Genomic DNA, 20,791 nt, shown 5'->3' with positions numbered 1-20,791 from the left:
ATCGTACAACACCGCACCTATTCAACAAAGTGATTATTTCCCTATAGACATATTGGCGGCCACGTTCTACCGTCAGTCACGACTATTCAACGTTTTGACTATGCGAGGTTTGTTGTGAGTTCCAAGCACCCCTTCCGGAAAGCGGTGGAGGAGCAGGACGAGGCGGCCATCCAGGCGATGCTGGCCGACGACGTCGTGTTCACCAGCCCGGTCGCGTTCAAGCCGTACGTCGGTAAGCCGATCACGGCGGCCATCCTGCGCGGCGTATTGCGCATATTCGAAGACTTCCGCTACATCCGCGAGATTCACGACGAGAACGGCCGCGACCACGCGTTCGTGTTCGAGACGGTGGTGGCCGGCAAGAAGATCACCGGTTGCGATTTCCTGCATTTCGACGATGACGGCCTGATCGACGACTTCATGGTGATGGTGCGTCCGCTCTCGGGTGCGACGGCACTGTCGGAGGCGATGGGCGCCCAGTTCGAACGCATCCAGCGGGAGGCCGTCGAGCTGGCTCCTGAGCTGAGCCGGGGCTGATCATGCGCATCGGACTGGCGATCAACTATGCCGGCGGCTTCAGGGAAGTCGCCGCCGAAGTGGCGGACCTCGAACGTGCCGGGCTGGACATTGTCTTTGTCCCCGAGGCGTATTCGTACGACGCGGTCAGCGCGCTGGGCTATCTTGCGGCCAGCACCGAGCGGGTCGAGTTGGCCTCGGGGATCCTGCAGCTCTACACCCGCACTCCAACCCTGACCGCGATGACGGCCGCCGGGCTCGACTACGTCTCCGACGGCCGATTCACCCTCGGGCTGGGCGCTTCGGGTCCACAGGTGATCGAGGGTTTCCACGGCGTCCCCTATGACGCCCCGATCGCCCGGACCCGGGAGGTCATCGAGATCTGCCGTCAGGTGTGGCGTCGGGAGACCGTCCGGTACCAAGGGCAGCACTACACGATCCCGTTGCCGCCCGAGCAGGGCACCGGGCTCGGCAAGCCGCTGAAGCTGATCAATCATCCGGTGCGGGAACGTATCCCGGTCCTGGTGGCCGCACTTGGGCCGAAAAACGTTGAGTTGGCCGCGGAGTTGGCCGAAGGGTGGCAACCGATCTTTTTCCTGCCGGAGAAGGCCCAGGACGTGTGGGGCAAATCGCTCGCCGCCGGGCAGGCCAAGCGTGACCCGGCGCTGGGTGAGCTCGAGGTCTATGCCGGCCCGACGCTGGCCATCGGCGAAAACGTCGAGCCGCTACGCGAATTCGTCAAGCCGCACCTGGCGCTCTACATCGGCGGCATGGGTGCCAAGGGCAAGAACTTTTATCACACGCTGGCCACCAAGTACGGCTACGGACCGCAGGCCGACCGGATTCAGGAGCTGTACCTGGCCGGTGACAAGGAAGGCGCCGCCAAAGTCGTTCCCGACGAACTGGTGCGGGACGTGAACCTGATCGGCACCCGGGAGTTCGTCAAGGAGCGCGTGGCGGCCTACCGCGAGGCGGGGGTGACGACGCTGAATGTGGCGCCGATCGCGGCGACGCCTGGCGAGCGGGTCAAGCTCATTGAGACTTTGCGCGAATTGGTTTGACCGCAGCCGCAGCAACGCTTCGTAATGTGCACTGCGGCTGCGTGTCGGCCCAACTAGGCTTTTGACCATGGCTCCAAAGAACCCCGTGTCGCGCCTCTTTCTGGAATGGCCCGTCATACGGCAGTTCCGGTCGGGGGATGTGTTGGGCCGCGGACCTGCGGTCACCTCGAAGCAGACGCGCGCACTCACGCCGCGCACAGCAACGGCCGACCGGGTGGTACAGAGCATCTGCCCGTACTGCGCGGTCGGTTGCGGGCAGCGGGTCTACGTCAAGGACGAGCGGGTCGTACAGATCGAGGGTGACCCAGATTCGCCGGTATCGCGCGGGCGGCTGTGCCCGAAGGGCTCGGCCAGTGAGCAGTTGGTGAATTCGCCGGGCCGGCAGACCAAGATGCTCTACCGGGCACCGCATGCCACCGAGTGGCGGTCGCTGGACCTGGACACCGCCATCGACATGGTGGCCGACCGTTTCGTGGAGGCGCGCCGCCACGCGTGGCAGGACATCGACAAGAAGGGCCATCCGCTGCGCCGCACCTTGAAGATCGCGGCACTGGGCGGCGCGACGCTGGACAACGAAGAGAACTACGTCATCAAAAAGCTCTTCACCGCCGCGGGCGCCATCCAGATCGAGAACCAAGCCCGTATTTGACACTCCTCCACAGTTCCCGGTCTGGGAACTTCCTTCGGGCGCGGTGGCGCCACCCAATCACTGCAGGACATGGCCAACGCGGACTGCATCGTCATCCAGGGCTCCAACATGGCCGAGTGCCACCCCGTCGGCTATCAATGGGTGGAGGAGGCTCGGGCCAAGGGCGCCAAGGTCATTCACGTCGACCCACGGTTCACCCGCACGTCGGCGGTGTCGGATAGGCACATCGCGATCCGGGCCGGCTCCGACGTGGTGCTGCTCGGTGCGCTGATCAATTACGTGATCAGCAACGAGCTGTGGTTCTCCGAGTATGTGGTTGCCTACACCAACGCCGCGACCCTGATCAACGACGACTTCCGGGACACCGAGGACCTCGGTGGGCTGTTCTCGGGGTTCGATCCCGAGACGGGCCAATACGACCCGTCGACGTGGAGCTACGCCGAACAAGAAAACGGCGAGCACGGTGCCAGCGCGTCGGCGCGCGCCGCCGGCCACTCGCACGGCAGCGGCGGCCCGGTCTTGCCGCATGCCCGGGTGTTGCGCGACGAGACGCTGCAGGATCCGCGGACGGTGTTCCAGATCGTCAAGCGGCACTACTCCCGCTACACCCCGGAGATGGTTCGTGACGTGTGCGGGATCAGTCTGGAAGACTTCGACTACCTCGCCCGGGCGGTGACCGAGAACTCCGGGCGCGAGCGCACCACCTGCTTCGCCTACGCGGTCGGCTGGACCCAGCACACGCTCGGTGCCCAATTCATCAGGACCTCAACGATTCTGCAGTTGCTGCTCGGCAACGTTGGACGGCCGGGAGGCGGGATCATGGCGTTGCGCGGCCACGCCACCATCCAGGGCTCCACAGACATTCCGACACTGTTCAACCTGCTGCCCGGCTACCTACCGATGCCTAAAGCGGGACTGCACGACACCTTCCGGGATTACATCGACGCGGTCGGGCCGAAGAACCAGAAGGGTTACTGGGCCGACGCCGACGCCTATATTGTCAGCCTGCTCAAGGCGTGGTGGGGTGATGCGGCCCGCGCAGACAATGACTGGGCGTACGACTACCTGCCGCGCCTGTCCGGTCCGCACGGCACCTATCAGACCGTGATGGCCATGCTTGAGGACGAGGTCGACGGGTACTTCCTGCTGGGACAGAACCCGGCCGTCGGGTCGGCGCACGGCCGGATGCAGCGGCTGGGCATGTCACACCTGAAGTGGTTGGTCGTGCGCGACCTGAACCTCATCGAGTCGGCCACGTTCTGGAAGGACGGTCCCGAAATCGCGTCTGGCGAGTTGAAGACCGAGGACATCGCTACCGAGGTGTTCTTCTTCCCCGCTGCCACCCATGTCGAGAAGGCGGGCTCGTTCACCCAGACGCAACGGATGGTGCAATGGCGACACCAGGCGGTCGACCCGCCGGGCGACTGCCAGAGCGAACTGCAGTTCTTCGTCGAACTGGGCAACCGGATCCGGCAACGCCTGGCGGGTTCGACGGACCAGCGGGACCGTCCACTGCTTGATCTCACCTGGGACTACCCCACCAACGAGCACGGCGAGCCGGACTCCGAGGCGGTGCTAGCCGAGATCAACGGTTTTCAGGTCACCGGTCCCGAGGCGGGCCGCCCGCTCTCGGGCTATCACGAACTGCGCGCGGACGGGTCGACGTCCTGCGGCTGCTGGATCTACTCCGGGGTGCGGGCCGACGGCGTGAACCAGGCCGCGCGCCGGGCGCCGCAGGGCGGTCCGCGGCCGAATCAGTCCGAGTGGGGCTGGGCATGGCCCGCCGACCGGCGCATCCTGTACAACCGCGCCTCTGCCGACCCCGACGGCAAGCCGTGGAGCGAGCGCAAGCGCTACGTCTGGTGGGACGAGCAGCAGGGCCGCTGGGTCGGTCACGACGTGCCGGATTTCCCGCCTGACCGCGCCCCCGGCGACCGGCCCGACCCGGACATCGGCGGACCGGCCGCCCTGGCCGGTGATGACCCGTTCATCATGCAGGCCGACGGCAAAGGCTGGCTGTTCGCGCCGAAAGGCATGGTCGATGGTCCGCTGCCCACCCACTACGAGCCGCAGGAGTCGCCGGTCGCGAACGCGTTGTATCCGCAGCAGCAGAGCCCGTCGCGAATCATGTTCCCCCGCAAGGACAACCTGTGGGCGCCGAGCGCCGGCGACCCGGGCGTGGACGTGTATCCCTACGTATTCACCACCTACCGGCTCACCGAGCACCACACCGCGGGCGGGATGAGCCGGTGGCTGCCCTACCTGTCCGAACTGCAGCCCGAGATGTTCTGCGAGGTCTCGCCGGAGCTGGCTGCCGAACGCGGCCTAAAGCCGTACGGCTGGGCCACCATCATCTCGCCGCGAGCCGCGATCGAGGCCAAAGTGCTTGTCACCGAACGGATGACGCCGCTGGTGGTGGGCGGGCGCACCATCCACCAGATCGGTCTGCCCTACCACTGGGGGGTGGGTAGCGACGCGGTGGTCAGCGGGGACGCGGCCAATGACCTGCTGGGTGTGGTGCTGGACCCCAACGTGCAGATCCAGGAGTCCAAGGCCGGATCGTGTGACATCCGCCCGGGCCGCCGACCGCAGGGCGATGCGCTATTGCGGCTGATTGACGAGTATCAGTCGCGGGCGGGTGTGACCGTCGAGACCGACAATGTCCGTGTCACCGATCCAGAACGGGAGGGCTGATGGGTCAGCTGGCCGGACCTACCGACCCGACCTCCGATGCGCGCTGGCCCGAGCCGCAGCCGCGGAAGGGATTCTTCACCGACACCTCAATCTGCATCGGCTGCAAGGCCTGCGAGGTGGCGTGCAAAGAATGGAATCGCAACCCGCTGGACGGTGACCTGGAAATCCTGGGCTCCTCCTACGACAACACCGGCCACCTCGGGGCCAGCACCTGGCGGCATGTTGCGTTCATCGAGCAGGGGCGGGAAAGAATCGAGCAGGCCCGCGAGTCCGGGCGCGCGCTCGTCAACCTCGGGATGCCGTCGATCCCCAGCGCGCCTGACACTGCGCCGCCCTCGAGCCCACCCGCGACTCCACCCGCCACGCCGGAGTTCCGCTGGTTGATGGCGTCGGACGTGTGTAAGCACTGCACCCACGCCGGCTGCCTCGACGTCTGCCCGACCGGCGCGTTGTTCCGCACCGAGTTCGGCACCGTCGTCGTGCAGGACGACGTCTGCAACGGGTGCGGCACCTGCGTCGCCGGGTGCCCGTTCGGGGTGGTCGAACGCCGCAGCGACGGCACCTATACGACGCCCGCCAAACGTGCCGAGCGGCCAGGGCACGAGTTCGTCACCGGAGTGGCCCAGAAATGCACGCTCTGCTACGACCGGCTCGTCGAGGACGAGATACCGGCCTGCGCCAAGACCTGCCCAACCACGTCGATCAAGTTCGGCGACCACGACGACCTCGTCGCACAGGCCCGCGAGCGGGTCGCCCAGTTGCACGCGCAGGGGCTCACCGAAGCGCGCCTCTACGGCGCCAACGAGAACGACGGCGTTGGCGGCATCGGGTCGGTGTTCCTGCTGCTCGATGAGCCGGAGGTGTACGGCCTGCCGCCCGACCCGCGGGTCTGCACGGCCGACCTGACGACCATGTTCAAGCGGGCCGGCGTCGCGGCGGCCGGCATGGTCGGTGCGGCCGTGCTGGCCTTCTGGAGCAGCCGGTGAGCACGTCGGAATACGACAGTCTGAGGCCACCCGAACCCGTCGGCGGTAAGCGGCGCCGGGGCAAGGGACGGCGCCGGCGCGACGAGTCGCTGATGGTCCCGGATGCGGAGTTCACCAGCTACTACGGGCGCCCGGTGGTCAAGCCGGCGCCCTGGGGGCACGAGGTGGGGGCGTACTTGTTCCTGGGCGGCGTGGCCGGCGGATCCAGCTTGCTGGCCGCCGGCGCGCAGCTGACCGGGCGCCCGACGCTGCGGCGCAATGCGCGGCTGTCCGCGCTGGGTGCGGTGGCGCTGGGCGCGGTGGCGCTGGTCAAGGACCTCGGTCGGCCGGAGCGGTTCGTCAACATGCTGCGCACCGTCAAGCTGACCTCGCCGATGAGCCTGGGCTCGTGGATTCTCAGCGCTTTCAGCGCCGGCGCCGGGGTGGCCGCGGTGTCCGAGCTGGACCGGCTCACCGGCGAACGAGCGCCGCTCGGGCGGCTGCGTCCGGTGCTGCGTGCGGTGGAGGGGCCGGCCGGTTTGGAAGCCGCGCTGTTCGGGGCGCCGCTGGCGGTGTACACGGCCGTGCTGCTCTGCGACACCGCGACGCCGACCTGGAACGCCGCATACCGGGACCTGCCGTTCGTGTTCGTCAGTTCGGCGAGCCTGGCCGCCTCAGGGCTGGCCATGATCACCACCCCGGTAGCCGAGGCCGGGCCGGCTCGCAAGCTCGCGGTCATCGGCGCGGTGTGTGACCTGGTCTCGGCGCGGGTCACCGAGCATCGGATGGACCCGGTCACCACCGAACCGCTGCACCAGGGGACGCCGGGCCGGATGCTGGAATGGAGCGAACGGCTGGCCGCGGTCGGCGGCCTGGGGGCGCTGTTCGGTGGCGGACGCCGCGGTACCGCAGCCCTGTCCGGTCTGACACTGCTGGCGGCCTCAGCGCTGCTGCGGTTCGGTTTCTTCGAGGCGGGCAAGGAATCGGCGCGCGATCCGCGGTACACGATCGAGCCGCAGAAGCGGCGGCTGGCGGCACGGCGCGCGGCCGGTGTCACCGACGACTCGATTACCACCGGGGGCTGACCCCGCGCGTCAGCCACCGGGCATTGACGTGGCGCGTCGAGCGTGAGCCTCTTGCACTTGAAATGGCAATTCTTGGGCCATAACCCCCACGCTCGGTGCGCCCGCTCAGCGGATCTGGATGCCGCTGCCGGCGACGGTGTGGCCGATCACCGGATGACCGGGCAATTCGCCGACCACCAGCAGCCCGCCGGAGGTCTGTGCGTCGGCCAACAGCAGCAGGTCGTCCTCGGTGACGTCCGAGGAGTGCGTGAGATGCGGGCGCACCCAGTCCAAATTGCGTCGGGAACCGCCGGAGACGAAGCCGTCTTTCAGCGCCACGCGCGCCGCCTCTAGCACCGGGACCGCGCCGCGGTCGATGACGGCGCCGACCTCGGACGCCCGGCACATCTTGTGCAGGTGGCCGAGCAGTCCGAAGCCGGTGACGTCGGTGGCGGCGCGCAATCCCGCCTCGGTGGCCGCCGCGGCGGCATCCCGGTTCAAGCGGGTCATGGTGGCGACCGCCTCGTCGAAGATCTCGCCCGTCTGCTTGTGCCGGTTGTTCAGCAACCCGGTGCCCAGCGGTTTGGTGAGGGTGAGCGGCAAGTCGGGCTCGGCAGCGTCATTGCGAAGCAACTGTGCCGGGTCCGCGACGCCGGTCACCGCCATGCCGTATTTCGGCTCCGGGTCGTCGATGGAGTGGCCACCGATCACCGGACAACCCGCCTCTGCTGCCACTGCCAGCCCGCCGCGCAGGACCTCGGTCATCAGCTCCATGGGCAGCACGTCGCGGGGCCAGCCGACCAGGTTGATCGCAATCACCGGCCGCCCGCCCATCGCGTAGATGTCGGACAGCGCGTTGGCGGCGGCGATCCGGCCCCAGTCGTAGGCGTCGTCGACGACGGGCGTGAAGAAATCCGCGGTGGACAACACCGCCAGCTCGCCGACCAGCACCGCGGCCGCGTCGTCGCCATCGTCGAGGCCGACGAGCACGCCGTCGCTGGGCTGTCCGACAAGCCCGCGCACCGCGTCCTCCAGCTCGCCGGGCGGGATTTTGCAAGCGCAACCGCCGCCATGGGCGTAGCCGGTGAGCCGGGTCATGGCCCGAGCGTACGTTCCGAGCCGCAGGTTAGGTTTAGCCGTGGAGGCGTTTGGGTTCCTGGTGGTCCCCCCGGTCTTCAAAACCGGTGAGACCGAGCATCTCGGTCTGGCGGGTTCGATTCCCGTCCGCCTCCGCCAGTTGCCTACCTAGGGAAGCGGTGAAGATCAGTGACGCAGGTCGACCCGCGCCGATTGATTCCGCGCACGGATCAGTTGCTGGCCCTGACCTCGGTGCAACGGGAACGAAAACGGCTGGGCGACAATGTGATCAGAGCGCTGATCAACGAGGTTCAGGATCGGGCACGGCGCGGTGAGGTGCCGCCCGAGCAGGTGCCCGACGCGCTGGAAGCCGCCCTGGCAGCCCGCGCCACCAGCTCGCTGCGGCCGGTGCTGAACGCGACCGGTGTCGTCGTGCACACCAACCTCGGGCGCGCGCCGCTGGCGGCCGGGGCGGCCGAGGCGCTCATCGCCGCCAGCGGCTACGTCGACGTCGAACTCGACCTGACCACCGGCACCCGCTCCAAACGCGGCGTCGCCGCCCGTCGCGCCCTGCTGGACGCCTGCCCGCAGGCCGAGGAGGCGCTCGTCGTCAACAACGGCGCTGCCGCACTGGTGCTTGCCACCACCGCCCTGGCCGCCGGAGCCGAAGTGATCGTGAGCCGCGGCGAACTGATCGAGATCGGCGCGGGTTTCCGGCTGCCTGACCTGATCGCCTCCACCGGCGCCCGGTTGCGCGAGGTCGGCACCACCAACCGCACGCATCTCGAGGACTACGCGGCGGCGCTCGGGCCGGACACCGGCTGCGTGCTCAAGGTGCACCAGAGCAATTTCCGGGTGCAGGGGTTCACCGCGGCGGCAACGCTCACCGAGTTGCGCGGCCTGCTCGCCGACACACAGATTCCGCTGATCTCAGATCTGGGCAGCGGTCTGCTCGCCGCCGACCCGCTACTCCCAGACGAGCCGGACGCCGCCACCGCGCTGCGCGAGGGCGCCGACATCGTCACAGCCAGCGGCGACAAACTGCTCGGTGGCCCGCAGGCCGGCATCGTGCTGGGCCGCGCGGAGGTGGTGTCCAGGATGGCGCGGCATCCGCTGGCCCGGGCGGTCCGCGCCGACAAACTCACACTGGCCGCGCTGGAGGCCACGGTGAGCGCGGGCGCCTCTCCGGTCACCGAGGCCCTACACGCCGACGGCCGGCGATTGCGTGCGCGTGCCGACCAGTTGGCCGCCGCGGTCGGCGGCACAGTCGTCGCCCATGACGGTCGGGTCGGCGGCGGGGGAGCGCCGGGCGTGCCTCTGCCCGGCTGGGCGGTGCGGTTGCCGGAGGCGGCGGCGGGCCCCTTGCGCACGGGAAACCCGGCCGTCTTGCCGCGCGTGCACGACGGCGCCTGCCTGCTGGACCTGCGCTGCATTCCGGAGGCCGACGACGACCGTCTGCTGTCCGCCGTCCGGGCTGCGTTGGGTGCGACGAGCTGAATAGACACGTCGTCGCCACGGCCGGCCACGTCGACCACGGCAAGAGCACCCTCATCCACGCGCTGACCGGGATGGAGCCGGATCGGTGGGAAGAGGAACGTCGCCGCGGGCTGACCATCGACCTCGGCTTCGCCTGGACCACCCTGGTGTCGGGCCGTACGGTCGCCTTCGTCGATGTGCCCGGGCATCACCGTTTCCTAGCTAACACGCTGGCCGGATTGGGTCCGGCACCGGTGGTCTGCTTCGTCGTCGCCGCCGACCAAGGATGGCAGGCCCAGTCCAGCGATCACCGCGATGCCGTTGCGGCGCTTGGTATTCGACACGGCTTGATCGTGGTCACCCGCGCCGACCGGGCCCCGCAGCAGGGACTCGAAGTGCTTGCGCAAGCCCGGGCGGAACTCGCCGACACGGGGTTGCGTGATGCGCCCGGTGTGGTCGTTTCCGCGGTCACCGGCGCGGGGCTGGCCGAGCTGCGCGAGACACTCGACGGCGTGCTCGCGGGAGCGCCGGCGCCCGATACCAGCGCCCGGGTACGGCTCTGGGTCGACCGGTCCTTCACCATTACCGGCGCCGGCACGGTCGTCACCGGCACCCTCTCGGCCGGCGCCCTGGCAACCGGGGACCAACTCGATCTGCTCGGCACCTCGCGCACCCGATCGGTCCCAATCCGCGGGTTGCAAAGCTGCGGCGTGCGGCACACCGCGCTGGAACCGGTGGCGCGGGTGGCATTGAACCTGCGCGCGGTCCCGCGGGAAGCCGTCCGGCGCGGTGACGCGCTGCTCACCCCCGGCGCGTGGCCGAGCACCCGGGTGCTGGACGTGCGCCGAGCCACCGGCGGCCCGCTGACGAAACTTCCCGCGCAGCTCGTCGTACATGTCGGCACCGCTGCGGTGCCCGCGCGGTTGCGCCCGCTCGACGACGACCACGGCCGGCTCACCTTGAGCCGCAAGTTGCCGTTGGTGCTCGGCGACCGGTTGGTGTTGCGGGACCCAGGCAGTGTCCGGCTATTGGGTGGTGCCCAGGTGCTGGACGCCGAACCGCCCGCGCTGCGCAGACGCGGTGACGGTGGGCGCCGGGCCATCGCGCTGGCCGCGGTGGGCGCCGACGGCGACGCCGCCGCCGAGGTGGCCCGCCGCGGTGCGGTACGGGCCGACCACCTGCGTCGGCTCGGTCTGCTGACCGACACCGTGCCCGCCGACATCGTGGTATTCGACGGCTGGTGGGTGCACCGTCCGACGCATGAGGCGTGGCAGCAGCGGCTGCGAACCGCGGTCGAGGACCTGCACTCGCGAGACCCCTTGAGCGAAGGGATATCCCGAGGGGCCGCGGTCGACCTGCTGGGCCTTATCGACGAGTCACTGCTCGAGATTGTCGTCGGCCAAGCGGGCTTGGAGCAACGGGGCGGCCACATCCGAAGAGCCGGCGCCCCAACCGGACTTGGAGGTGCCGAAGCGCCGGTGAGCGACTTGGAAATCCGGTTGCGCGCCAACCCGTTCCGCGCGCCGGAGATCTACGAACTGCAGGCGCTGGGCTTGGGCAACCGTGAATTGGCCGCCGCCGAACGCGCCGGCCGGCTGCTGCGGTTGCGCGACGGCGTCGTGCTGCTGCCGAGTGCACCCGCGCTGGCCATGCGTACGCTGGCCGGGCTGCCGCAGCCCTTCACCACAAGCCAGGCGCGGCAGGCGCTCGACACCACTCGAAGGGTGGCGATCCCGCTCCTCGAACACCTCGACTCCCGCGGGTGGACGCGGCGACTCGACGCCGGTCACCGTGAAGTCGTGCGGTAGCCGGTTAGTGGCGCTAAATGCCTGCGGCGTCGGCGATTTCACGTGCCCGCTGCACCCGCGCATCAATCCAGCTGGTGTCCGGGGTACCGGCCGACGCCCTGTTCTGTGGATTCTCCAGGGCACGGCGCAGGACACCTTCGGCGATGATCGCCAACTTCCACAGCCCGAAGGCGTGCCAATACTGCAGCGCGGCGGGATCGCGGCCGGTCGCGTCCAGGTACAGCCGCGTCATCTCGGCCCGATCGGGGAACCCCTCCAGCGTCGACGGCGCGTAGTCACCGGGCACGGTCTCACCGGGCTCGGCCCAGTAGGTCAGCAGCGAGCCCATGTCGGCCAGGGGATCCCCGAGCGTGGACAACTCCCAATCCAGGGTTGCCACGATCTCGCCGGTCTCCGGCGAAGTGATCAGGTTCCGTAGGTGAAAGTCCCCGTGCACCAGGCTGATCTCGCGTTGCTCGGGGGCCGCGGCCACCAGCCGCCGGGTGAGGTCCTCGAGCTCGGGCAGTTCCCGCATCTTGGACAGCTCCCACTGCCCGGCCCAGCGTTTGAGTTGTCGCTGCGCATATGGCTTGTGGCTGGCCAGGTCCGCCAGTCCCACCGCGGTGAGATCGACCGCGTGAATCCTGACCAAGGTGCGCGGCAGATCCACCGCGATCTGCCGCCGCTGCTGCGGCGTGAGCGCCTCGGCGACGCCCATCGTGTCCACCACCAAACCGTCGACGAACTGCATCAGCACCAACGGCACCTCGGAGAAGTTTGGATCCGTTGTGGTGCCCAGAATTTGGGGAACCGGAACGTCGGTTTCCCACAGCGCCGAGATGATCCGCGCTTCGCGCAGCACATCGTGCGCCGACGCCAGTAGATGGCCCAGCGGCGGGCGCCGCAGCACCCACGCCCGCCCGGCGGCGTCCTGGATGCGATAGGTCAGGTTCGATTGCCCGAGGCCGATCCGCTGGAATTGCAGCGGCGCATCGAACTCGATGCCCAGCGAGCTGAGCCAGCGGGCGACCGCGTCGGGGTCCAGGCCGACGACGGTCACTTCGGCGCGCCCGCGCGGTACTTGCGCAATTCCTGGCTGGCGATGGCGCGCTTGTGCACCTCGTCCGGGCCGTCGGCCAGCCGCAGGGTGCGCAGGTGGGCCCAGGCCATCGCCAGCGGAAAGTCGTCGGTGACCCCGCCGCCACCGTGCACCTGGATGGCCCGGTCGATGATCTTCAGCGCAATGTTGGGCGCGGCGACCTTGATCGCGGCGATCTCGGTGCGCGCCTCCTTATTGCCGACCGTGTCCATCAGGTACGCGGCCTTCATGGTCAGCAGCCGGATCATCTCGATGTCGATGCGGGCCTCGGCAATCCAGTCGCGGATGTTGGCATTCTCGCTGATCGGCTTGCCGAAGGTGACGCGCGACTGGGCACGTTTGCACATCAGCTCCAGCGCCCGCTCGGCCATGCCGATCGCCCGCATACAGTGATGGATACGGCCAGGGCCGAGCCGGGCCTGGCTGATCGCGAAGCCCTCGCCCTCCCCCTTGAGCACATCCTTGCTCGGCACCCGCACGTCGGCGAAGTCGATCTCCGCGTGCCCCTCCCGATCCTGATAGCCGAACACCGACAGGTTGCGCCGGACCGTGACACCCGGCGCGTCGATGGGCACCACCATCATCGACTGCTGCCGGTGCGGCGCGGCATTCGGATCGGTCTTGCCCATCACGATCAGTACTTTGCAGTTGCGGTGCATACCGTTGGAGGCGAACCACTTTCGGCCGTTGAGCACATAGTCGTCCCCGTCCCGCACCATCGACATCTCCACGTTGGTGGCATCCGAGCTGGCGACCGCGGGCTCGGTCATGGCAAAGGCCGAGCGGATCTTGCCGTCCAGCAGGGGCTTGAGGTAGCGCTCCTTGTGTTCGTCGGTGCCGAAGAGGGTGAAAACCTCCATGTTGCCGGTGTCCGGCGCGCTGCAGTTGCACGCTTCGGAGGCAAGGTGGCTGCGGCCCATGATCTCGGCCAGCGGCGCGTATTCCAGGTTGGTCAGCCCCGGTCCCCACTCGGGGTGCGGGTGAAATAGGTTCCACAGGCCGCGCTTTCGCGCCTCGGCCTTCAGGTCCTCGAGGATCGGCGGATGAAAGTGCGGATCACCGGCTTCCCGCATCTGCTCGTCGTAGACCGCCTCGGCCGGGTAGACGTGCGAATCCATGAACTCGCGCAAATCGGACTGGTACTGCTGGGCGCGCTCGGAGATCTCGAAGAGGGACATACCCACTGTCCTACACTCGCGCGACTGGGCAGACGCTGCCGGGCTCGCCTACGTCGGCGCGGATAGCCGCAGATGCTCCTTGGCGGCCAGTTCTTCGTCGTCCACCCGAACCAGCATCGGCTGTCCCGGCACGCACAGCATGGTCACCACGAACCTGACCCTGACGTCGTCGCGGTAGTTGGCATCCCGGTAGTGGATGACGTCACCACCCGGCTCCCAGAACGCCTCGCCTGCCCGCACCACCCTGGGTGCCCCGCCTTCCAGTTCGAACAGCATTTCGCCCTCGAGCACGTAGCCGAACGCGGGTCCGCCCGGATGCCGGTGCGGCGGCGCACCGGGGCTGCCCGGCGGGTACTCGACCACGATCGTCATGGCGTCGGCGCCCTGCGGGATTGACGGCGGCTTGACATGCTGCACGACCGTGAAGGCCTTGTCCCAATTCGGGTCGAAATCTTGCGGCATTGCTGAAACCTACAGCGCCGGCTGTGAACTTCCTATGGGTATCGACCGTGGTCAGTACGGACTCGCACCGGCGAGTGTCGCACATCGATGATCGGAGGACGTGTTGATCGGAAAAACATGGCGTTGGCTGGCAGAGCCGCCGGACAGCGCACCCGCCGCGACGATCTTGATCAGATTGATGGCGGGTGGAGTCTTTCTCTGGGAAGGCGTCATCAAGTTCGTCTTTCCGAACCAGGGCGTCGGACGGTTCACCAAGATCGGCATTCCATTTCCTGAGCTGTCCGCCGACTTCGTCGGTGTCCTGGAGATCGTCGGCGGCATCCTGCTGCTGCTTGGCCTGTTCACCCGATTCATCACAATTCCGTTCATCGTCGAGATGATCGTCGCAATGCTGTCCACCAAAATCGCCATCTTCTACGGCGTTTCGCCGCTGCCCCTGCCGCCGGTGCCACCGCAAACTGGATTCTGGGCCGTGCTACACGAAGTGCGCTCTGAGTACGCCCAGTTGCTCACCGTCACATTCCTGCTCATCGTTGGCGCCGGGCCGTGGTCGTTAGACGGTCTGATGGCACGCCGAAAGAAGCGCCTTCGCAACTGAATTCGACCTGGCGACGACGCGCAGCGTCACTCCCGAATATCGGCGAGCGCGTCGTTGAGCGTCTTGCTCGGCCGCATCACCGCCGCCGTCTTCTCCGCATCCGGGTAGTAGTAACCGCCGATGTCGACCCGCTCGCCCTGCGCCTTGTTGAGTTCGGAAACGATCTTTTCTTCGTTCTTGCCCAACGTGTCGGCGACGGCGGCGAAGTGTTCCTTCAGTTCCTCGTCGTCGTCCTGGGCGGCCAGCTCGCGCGCCCAGTACAGCGCGAGGTAGAACTGGCTGCCCCGGTTGTCGAGCTCACCGGTCTTGCGCGACGGGCTCTTGTCGTTCTCCAGGAGGTTGCCGATCGCCGAGTCCAGCGTCTTGCCCAGGATCTTGGCCCGCTCGTTGCCGGTCTTGATGCCGATGTCTTCGAAACAGGCACCCAGCGCGAGGAATTCGCCCAGGGAATCCCAGCGCAGGTGGTTCTCCTCGACGAGTTGGTGCACGTGTTTGGGTGCCGAACCGCCCGCGCCGGTTTCATACAACCCGCCGCCCTTCATCAGCGGCACGATCGAGAGCATCTTGGCGCTGGTCCCCAACTCGAGGATCGGGAACAGGTCGGTGAGGTAGTCGCGCAGGATGTTGCCGGTGGCCGCGATGGTGTCCAGGCCGCGGATCAGGCGCTCGAGCGTGTATCGCATCGACCGCACCTGGGACATGATCTGGATGTCCAGGCCCTCGGTGTCGTGATCCTTGAGGTAGGTCGTCACCTTCTTGATCAGTTCGTTCTCGTGGGGCCGGTAGGGGTCGAGCCAGAACAGCACCGGCATGCCGGATGCACGCGCCCGGTTGACCGCCAGCTTGACCCAGTCGCGGATCGGCTCATCCCGCACGATCGGCATACGCCAGATGTCGCCTTCCTCGACGTTCTGCGTCAGCAGCACCTCGCCGGTCTCCAGGTCGACGATGTCGGCGACGCCGTCCTCGGGAATCTCGAAGGTCTTGTCGTGCGACCCGTACTCCTCGGCCTGCTGGGCCATCAATCCCACGTTGGGGACCGTGCCCATCGTGGTCGGGTCGAACTGGCCGTTCGTCTTACAGAAGTTGATGATCTCCTGGTAGATCCGGGAGAAGGTGGACTCCGGGTTGACGGCCTTGGTGTCTTTCTGCCGCCCGTCGGCGCCGTACATCTTCCCGCCGGCGCGGATCATCGCCGGCATCGAGGCATCGACGATCACGTCGCTGGGCGAATGGAAGTTCGTGATGCCCTTGGCGGAATCGACCATGGCCAACTCGGGACGGTGTTCGTGACAGGCGTGCAGGTCGCGAATGATCTCGTCGTGCTGCGACGCCGGAAGCGACTCGATCTTGTCGTACAGGTCGACCAGCCCGTTGTTGACGTTGACGCCCAGTTCGTCAAATAGCTCCTGGTGCTTGGCGAAGGCGTCCTTGTAGAAGATCTTCACGGCGTGCCCGAACACGATAGGGTGCGAGACCTTCATCATGGTCGCCTTGACATGCAGTGAGAACATGACGCCGGTCTCGTACGCGTCCTGCATCTGTTCCTCGTAGAACTCGCACAGGGCCTTCTTGCTCATAAACATGCTGTCGATGATGTCGCCGTCGAGGAGTTCGACTTTCGGCTTGAGCTCTAGAGTCTCGCCGCTGTTGGTCTTCAGCACCATTTTCACGTTGCGCGCCCGGTCCAGCGTCATCGACTTCTCCCCGTGGTAGAAGTCGCCGCGCTTCATCGTCGCGACGTGGGTGCGCGACGCCATCGACCACTCACCCATGCTGTGCGGATGCTTGCGCGCGTACTCCTTGACCGCCTTGGGGGCGCGACGATCGGAGTTGCCCTCCCGCAGGACGGGGTTAACGGCGCTGCCCAGCACATTGGCGTAGCGCTGGCGGATTTCCTTTTCCTCGTCGGTCTTGGGGTTGCCGGGGAAGTCCGGGATCTTGTAGCCCTTGCCCTGCAGCTCTTTGATCGCGGCCACCAACTGCGGCACCGAGGCGCTGATGTTGGGCAGCTTGATGATGTTGGTTTCGGGGTCCTGGGTCAGCTCGCCCAGCTCGGCGAGGTTGTCGGGGACGCGCTGGTCTTCGTCCAGATCGTCGGGGAACTGCGCGAGGATGCGCGCAGCGACGGAGATGTCGCTGGTTTTGATCTTGATGCCTGCCGGCTCGGCAAAGGCGCGCACTATCGGAAGGAAGGCGTAGGTCGCCAGCAACGGCGCCTCGTCGGTCAGCGTGTAGATGATTGTCGGCTGCTCGGCGCTCATACGTACTCTCCCGGCGTCAGTGTCGGTCAGATTGTGAGGGGCTCACTTCATCGCCAGCCACAACAGCGACACTAACGCACGCCGGGGATCGGGGGCCGAGACAGACGCCGCACTCTGGGTGGTTACACATTGCCGGCCAGCCGCGACCGGTGGCTCCTGGCGCGTAACGATCGTCACTCACGGCGGAATAAACGCAGCTGGCGGCGGGTTTTGCCGAACATGCTTTCTCTCAGTGGGAGCCAAACCCGTTACCCGTCGAGACAAGCGACTTAGCCTCGGCACCGAGAACGAAAGGTGGCCCGCCAGTGGCTAATCCGTTGGCAAATCCGTCGGATCATTTTCACCTGGCCGTAGCGCTGGACGGTGCCGGCTGGCACCCCGCGGCTTGGCGAGAACCGGAGGCCGCAACCACGCAGCTATTCACGCCCGGCTACTGGGCCGATCTGGTCGTCGAAGCCGAACGCGGGTCGGTCGACTTCGTGACCATCGAGGATTCACTGGCGCTGCAATCCGACGATCCTCGGCAACCCGACGACCGGACCGATCGCGTTCGCGGCCGGTTGGACGCGGTGCTCATTGCCGCGCGGATCGCGCCGCTCACCAAGGGCATCGGTTTGGTGCCGGCGGCCGTCGTGACGCACACCGAACCGTTCCACCTGTCCAAGTCGATCGCCACGCTCGACTACGTGAGTTCGGGCCGGGCCGGGGTCCGCGTCCAGGTCACCGGCCGCGCCGATGTGGCGGCGCACTTCGGCCGCCGCCACGAGTTCGACGACCTGTTCGCCGAGGCCGCCGACTACGTCGAGGTGTTACGGCGGTTATGGGACAGCTGGGAGGACGACGCGGAGATCCGCGATGTCGCCAGCGGCCGGTTCATCGACCGGAACAAGTTGCACTACATCGACTTTCGTGGCCGCTGGTTCTCGGTAAAGGGTCCCTCGATCACGCCCCGGCCACCCCAGGGCCAGCCGCTGGTGGCGGCGTTGGGCCACGGCGGACTGTCCTACCAACTTATCGCCGCGAGCGCCGACGTCGGGTTCGTCACGCCCCGAGATGCGGCCGAGGCGGCCGACATCGTCGTCGAGATCGCCGCCCTGCGGCAAGCCGTCGGCCGCGACGACGAACCGCTGCACCTTTTCGGTGACCTGCTCGTCCTGCTTGACGACACGGGATCGGCGGCACAGGCTCGGCGACGTCGGCTCGATGACCTGGCCGGTGCCGAATTCCGCAGCGACGCAACGATATTCACCGGCACTGCCGCGCAGCTGGCCGACCTGCTTCAGGATTGGCATGCCGCGGGTTTGTCCGGGTTCCGGCTGCGCCCGGCTGCGCTCCCGCATGACCTGGTGCAGATTACCGAACGCCTGGTGCCGGAACTACGCCGACGGGGGTTGTACCGCAACGGCTATCCGGCCGACACGCTGCGCGGGTTGCTGGGCTTGGCCCGTCCCCGCAACCGCTACGCCACCGCCTGATCGACACTAGGATTCGCAATGAGTAAGCCGCTGAAACAGATTCACCTGGCCGCGCACTTCCCGGGGGTCAACAACACCACGGTGTGGAGCGATCCCGCCGCGGGCAGCCACATCGAGTTCAACTCGTTCGCCCAATTCGCCCAGACGGCCGAGCGGGGCAAGTTCGACTTCCTGTTCCTCGCCGAAGGACTGCGCCTACGCGAGCAGAACGGGCAGATCTACGACCTGGACGTGGTCGGGCGTCCGGATACCTTTACCATCCTCGCCGCATTGGCGGCGGTCACCGATCGGCTCGGTCTGACCGGCACGATCAACTCGACCTTCAACGAGCCCTACGAGGTCGCCCGGCAGTTCGCGTCCCTGGACCATCTGTCCGGCGGGCGCGCCGCGTGGAACGTGGTGACCTCCTGGGATGCCTTCACCGGCGAGAACTTCCGGCGCGGCGGATTCCTGGCCGAGGACCAGCGCTACGAGCGGGCGAAGACGTTCCTGCGGACGACCCAGGAATTGTTCGATTCGTGGCACGGCGACGAGATCGTGGCGGACAAAGAGACCGGCGTCTTCCTGTCCGAACCGGACGCCGGAGCGTTCCTACACCGGGACGCGCACTTCGACATCCACGGTCGATTCAACGTTCCGCGCAGTCCGCAGGGCCGGCCGGTTATCTTTCAGGCGGGCGACTCCGACCAGGGACGCGACTTCGCGGCATCGGCCGCCGACGCGATCTTCTCCCGGCACAGCACGCTGGAGGCCGGCCAGGCGTTCTACGCCGACGTCAAGGGCCGGCTCACGCGCTACGGACGGCGCCGCGACGAGCTGCTGATCCTGCCGGCCGCGACCTTCGTGATCGGAGACAACGATGCCGAGGCCGCCGACCTCGCATACGAGGTCCGGCTTGCGCAGGTCTCCCCGCAGACCGCGATCAAATTCCTCGAGCAGCTCTGGAACCGGGACCTGTCCGACCACGACCCGGACGGACCGCTGCCGGCGGTGGACCCGGTCGTCGGCGAAAACACCATCTCGCGCGGGCGCGCCAGCGTGCGCATGCACCGCGACCCGATCGCGGTTGCCAACGACTGGCGCGCCAAAGCCGAGGCGGAGAACCTGACCACCCGCGAACTGATCGTCGAGGTCACTGGCCGTCAGTCCTTCATCGGTGCACCGGACACCATCGCCACGGCGATCAACGATCTGGTGCAGGCCGACGCCAGCGACGGGTTCATCCTGGTCCCGCACATCACCCCCGGCGGGCTCGACCCGTTCGTCGACCGGGTGGTGCCGCTGCTGCAGGAGCGCGGCGTGTTCCGCGCCGACTACACCGGGACCACGCTGCGCGACCATTTGGGCCTGGCGCCGCTGCCAGTGCCCCGCCGGTCGAAAGACTCGCGGTGGGCGGCGTCATAGCCGCGTGAACAGCCGCTTTGTGTCGAACGGGCAGTTCGTCGCATCAGCGGTCCAGGTTGCCGATCGACACCGGCGAGTCGGTTGTCACTACGATCACTCACCGAAACCGGGATCGATTGCGCTCGTATGAGTTGCTCGCCGAGGAGTGGGAGGGCCGATGACCGACGCGTCGGCGGCGCAGTTATGGATCAGTCAAGGCGAGACGCTCGTCAGTCGACGGGGACACCGCATTGCCTTCCGCCGCCGGGGTCAGGGGCCCGCCGTCCTCCTGCTGCACGGCTTTCCGACGTGGTCGTTCGATTACGCCGATGTCGCCGACGATCTCGAGGCCGACCATGACGTGATCGCACCCGACTTCCTCGGTTACGGCGCCTCGGACAAGCCGAACCCGTATGCGTATTCAGTCGCCGAATCAGCCGATCTGGTAGAGGATTTGGTGGCTCACCTGCAGTTGGACTCGGTGGTGGTAGTCGCTCATGACTACGGCGGCATCGTCGCCCAGGAGCTGATCCACCGAGCGCTCAGTGGCGCGCTGGGGTTCACCGTTTCCGGTCTGGTCCTGCTGAACTGCGGCATCGTCTACCGCGCCTACCGGCCGACGCTCCTGCAGAAGCTGCTGATTCGGCCCGGCATCGGCAAGTTCATCTCGGGCCGGATCAGGGCGAACCGAGTCCGCCGCGCGCTGGACAAGATTCGCGGAACACGGCTCAGTGATCAGGAATTCGCCAACCTCTGGTTCGGCATCTCCCTGCGCAACGGCCACAAACTCGCGCACCTGCTCATCCGCTACAACGCCGAACGCTCCCAACATCACCGTCGCTGGGAGGATGCACTGGCCAACTGGCAGGGACCCCTGCACCTCGTATGGGGGCTCGACGACCCGGTGTCGGGCGCCCACGTACTGGAGCAGGCGATCGCCGCGCTGCCAAAGGCCAAGGTCACCAGACTCATTGGGGTGGGCCACTATCCGCAGTCCGAGGCACCCCGGGCGGTCACGGCCGCCGTGCGCACGATCGCATAGT

16 protein-coding genes and 1 tRNA gene are annotated in these 20,791 nt (G+C 67.3%); 12 read left to right on the top strand and 5 right to left on the bottom strand.

Going from position 1 to position 20,791, the window contains the following annotated elements; genetic code table 11:
- The first annotated feature begins 114 nt into the window (after positions 1–114).
- The 5 genes from BN972_RS20595 to nrfD all read left to right on the top strand — a co-directional run bounded on the left by BN972_RS20595 (position 115) and on the right by nrfD (position 6,970).
- Positions 115–537, top strand: coding sequence for a nuclear transport factor 2 family protein (locus tag BN972_RS20595; protein ID WP_036361919.1), 423 nt, complete (start codon positions 115–117; stop codon positions 535–537).
- A gap of 2 nt (positions 538–539) precedes the next feature.
- Positions 540–1,577, top strand: coding sequence for an LLM class F420-dependent oxidoreductase (locus tag BN972_RS20590; protein ID WP_036361916.1), 1,038 nt, complete (start codon positions 540–542; stop codon positions 1,575–1,577).
- Positions 1,578–1,644: 67 nt separating this feature from the next.
- Positions 1,645–4,920, top strand: a complete 3,276-nt coding sequence (fdh, locus tag BN972_RS20580; protein ID WP_080697038.1) for a formate dehydrogenase — start codon at positions 1,645–1,647, stop codon at positions 4,918–4,920.
- On the top strand, positions 4,920–5,906 hold the full coding sequence (locus BN972_RS20575; RefSeq protein ID WP_036361907.1) for a 4Fe-4S dicluster domain-containing protein: 987 nt from the start codon (positions 4,920–4,922) through the stop codon (positions 5,904–5,906). Before fdh ends, BN972_RS20575 begins: the two co-directional genes overlap by 1 nt.
- Positions 5,903–6,970: an NrfD/PsrC family molybdoenzyme membrane anchor subunit gene (gene nrfD, locus BN972_RS20570; RefSeq protein ID WP_036361903.1), complete on the top strand. Its 1,068-nt coding sequence runs from the start codon at positions 5,903–5,905 to the stop codon at positions 6,968–6,970. Before BN972_RS20575 ends, nrfD begins: the two co-directional genes overlap by 4 nt.
- Positions 6,971–7,075: 105 nt before the next feature.
- On the opposite strand, the gene selD is transcribed toward nrfD, so the two are convergent.
- A complete protein-coding gene (gene selD / locus BN972_RS20565) occupies positions 7,076–8,047 on the bottom strand; it encodes a selenide, water dikinase SelD (protein ID WP_036361901.1) in 972 nt (323 codons plus the stop codon).
- Between the two features lie 42 nt (positions 8,048–8,089).
- Between selD and BN972_RS20560 the strand changes: the two genes are divergently transcribed.
- From BN972_RS20560 to selB, 3 genes are all read left to right on the top strand, one after another.
- Positions 8,090–8,185: transfer RNA gene (locus BN972_RS20560), tRNA-Sec, on the top strand.
- 30 nt (positions 8,186–8,215) lie between these two features.
- Positions 8,216–9,523, top strand: a complete 1,308-nt coding sequence (gene selA / locus BN972_RS20555; protein ID WP_036361898.1) for an L-seryl-tRNA(Sec) selenium transferase — start codon at positions 8,216–8,218, stop codon at positions 9,521–9,523.
- The gene (gene selB / locus BN972_RS20550; protein ID WP_036361895.1) at positions 9,520–11,310 is read left to right on the top strand and encodes a selenocysteine-specific translation elongation factor; all 1,791 of its coding nucleotides are present in this window, start codon (positions 9,520–9,522) and stop codon (positions 11,308–11,310) included. The genes selA and selB overlap by 4 nt, the downstream gene beginning before the upstream one ends.
- Positions 11,311–11,323: 13 nt before the next feature.
- Here the strand turns inward: selB and BN972_RS20545 are convergent, their stop codons facing one another.
- Genes BN972_RS20545 through BN972_RS20535 form a run of 3 tightly spaced genes read right to left on the bottom strand, consistent with a single transcriptional unit; the run spans position 11,324 to position 14,028 of the window.
- Positions 11,324–12,349, bottom strand: a complete 1,026-nt coding sequence (locus BN972_RS20545; protein ID WP_036361892.1) for a phosphotransferase family protein — start codon at positions 12,347–12,349, stop codon at positions 11,324–11,326.
- Complete coding sequence (locus BN972_RS20540; RefSeq protein WP_036361890.1) at positions 12,346–13,566, bottom strand: acyl-CoA dehydrogenase family protein; 1,221 nt, start codon at positions 13,564–13,566, stop codon at positions 12,346–12,348. The genes BN972_RS20545 and BN972_RS20540 overlap by 4 nt, the downstream gene beginning before the upstream one ends.
- A gap of 48 nt (positions 13,567–13,614) precedes the next feature.
- Positions 13,615–14,028, bottom strand: a complete 414-nt coding sequence (locus BN972_RS20535) for a cupin domain-containing protein (RefSeq protein WP_036361887.1) — start codon at positions 14,026–14,028, stop codon at positions 13,615–13,617.
- 100 nt (positions 14,029–14,128) lie between these two features.
- Here BN972_RS20535 and BN972_RS20530 point away from each other — a divergent pair, with 100 nt between their 5' ends.
- The gene (locus tag BN972_RS20530) at positions 14,129–14,626 is read left to right on the top strand and encodes a DoxX family protein (RefSeq protein WP_235192532.1); all 498 of its coding nucleotides are present in this window, start codon (positions 14,129–14,131) and stop codon (positions 14,624–14,626) included.
- Between the two features lie 26 nt (positions 14,627–14,652).
- Here BN972_RS20530 and BN972_RS20525 read toward each other — a convergent pair whose 3' ends face one another.
- The gene (locus BN972_RS20525) at positions 14,653–16,890 is read right to left on the bottom strand and encodes an NADP-dependent isocitrate dehydrogenase (RefSeq protein WP_036361884.1); all 2,238 of its coding nucleotides are present in this window, start codon (positions 16,888–16,890) and stop codon (positions 14,653–14,655) included.
- Positions 16,891–17,195: 305 nt separating this feature from the next.
- On the opposite strand from BN972_RS20525, the gene BN972_RS20520 reads away from it, so the two are divergent.
- The 3 genes from BN972_RS20520 to BN972_RS20510 all read left to right on the top strand — a co-directional run bounded on the left by BN972_RS20520 (position 17,196) and on the right by BN972_RS20510 (position 20,790).
- Positions 17,196–18,365 carry an LLM class flavin-dependent oxidoreductase gene (locus BN972_RS20520; protein WP_235192531.1) on the top strand — a complete coding sequence of 390 codons (1,170 nt, stop codon included), beginning with the start codon at positions 17,196–17,198 and terminating at the stop codon, positions 18,363–18,365.
- Positions 18,366–18,383: 18 nt separating this feature from the next.
- Entirely contained in the window at positions 18,384–19,769 is a 1,386-nt protein-coding gene (locus tag BN972_RS20515) for an NtaA/DmoA family FMN-dependent monooxygenase (protein ID WP_036361882.1), read from the top strand.
- 157 nt (positions 19,770–19,926) lie between these two features.
- A complete protein-coding gene (locus BN972_RS20510; RefSeq protein ID WP_051545760.1) occupies positions 19,927–20,790 on the top strand; it encodes an alpha/beta fold hydrolase in 864 nt (287 codons plus the stop codon).
- The last annotated feature ends 1 nt before the right edge of the window (position 20,791 follow it).

It is taken from the genome of Mycobacterium asiaticum DSM 44297 (assembly GCF_000613245.1).
In the GTDB taxonomy this organism is placed as follows: domain Bacteria; phylum Actinomycetota; class Actinomycetes; order Mycobacteriales; family Mycobacteriaceae; genus Mycobacterium; species Mycobacterium asiaticum.
Note: the sequence above shows the minus strand (reverse complement) of the source record. Positions and strands in the feature narration are given on the sequence as shown.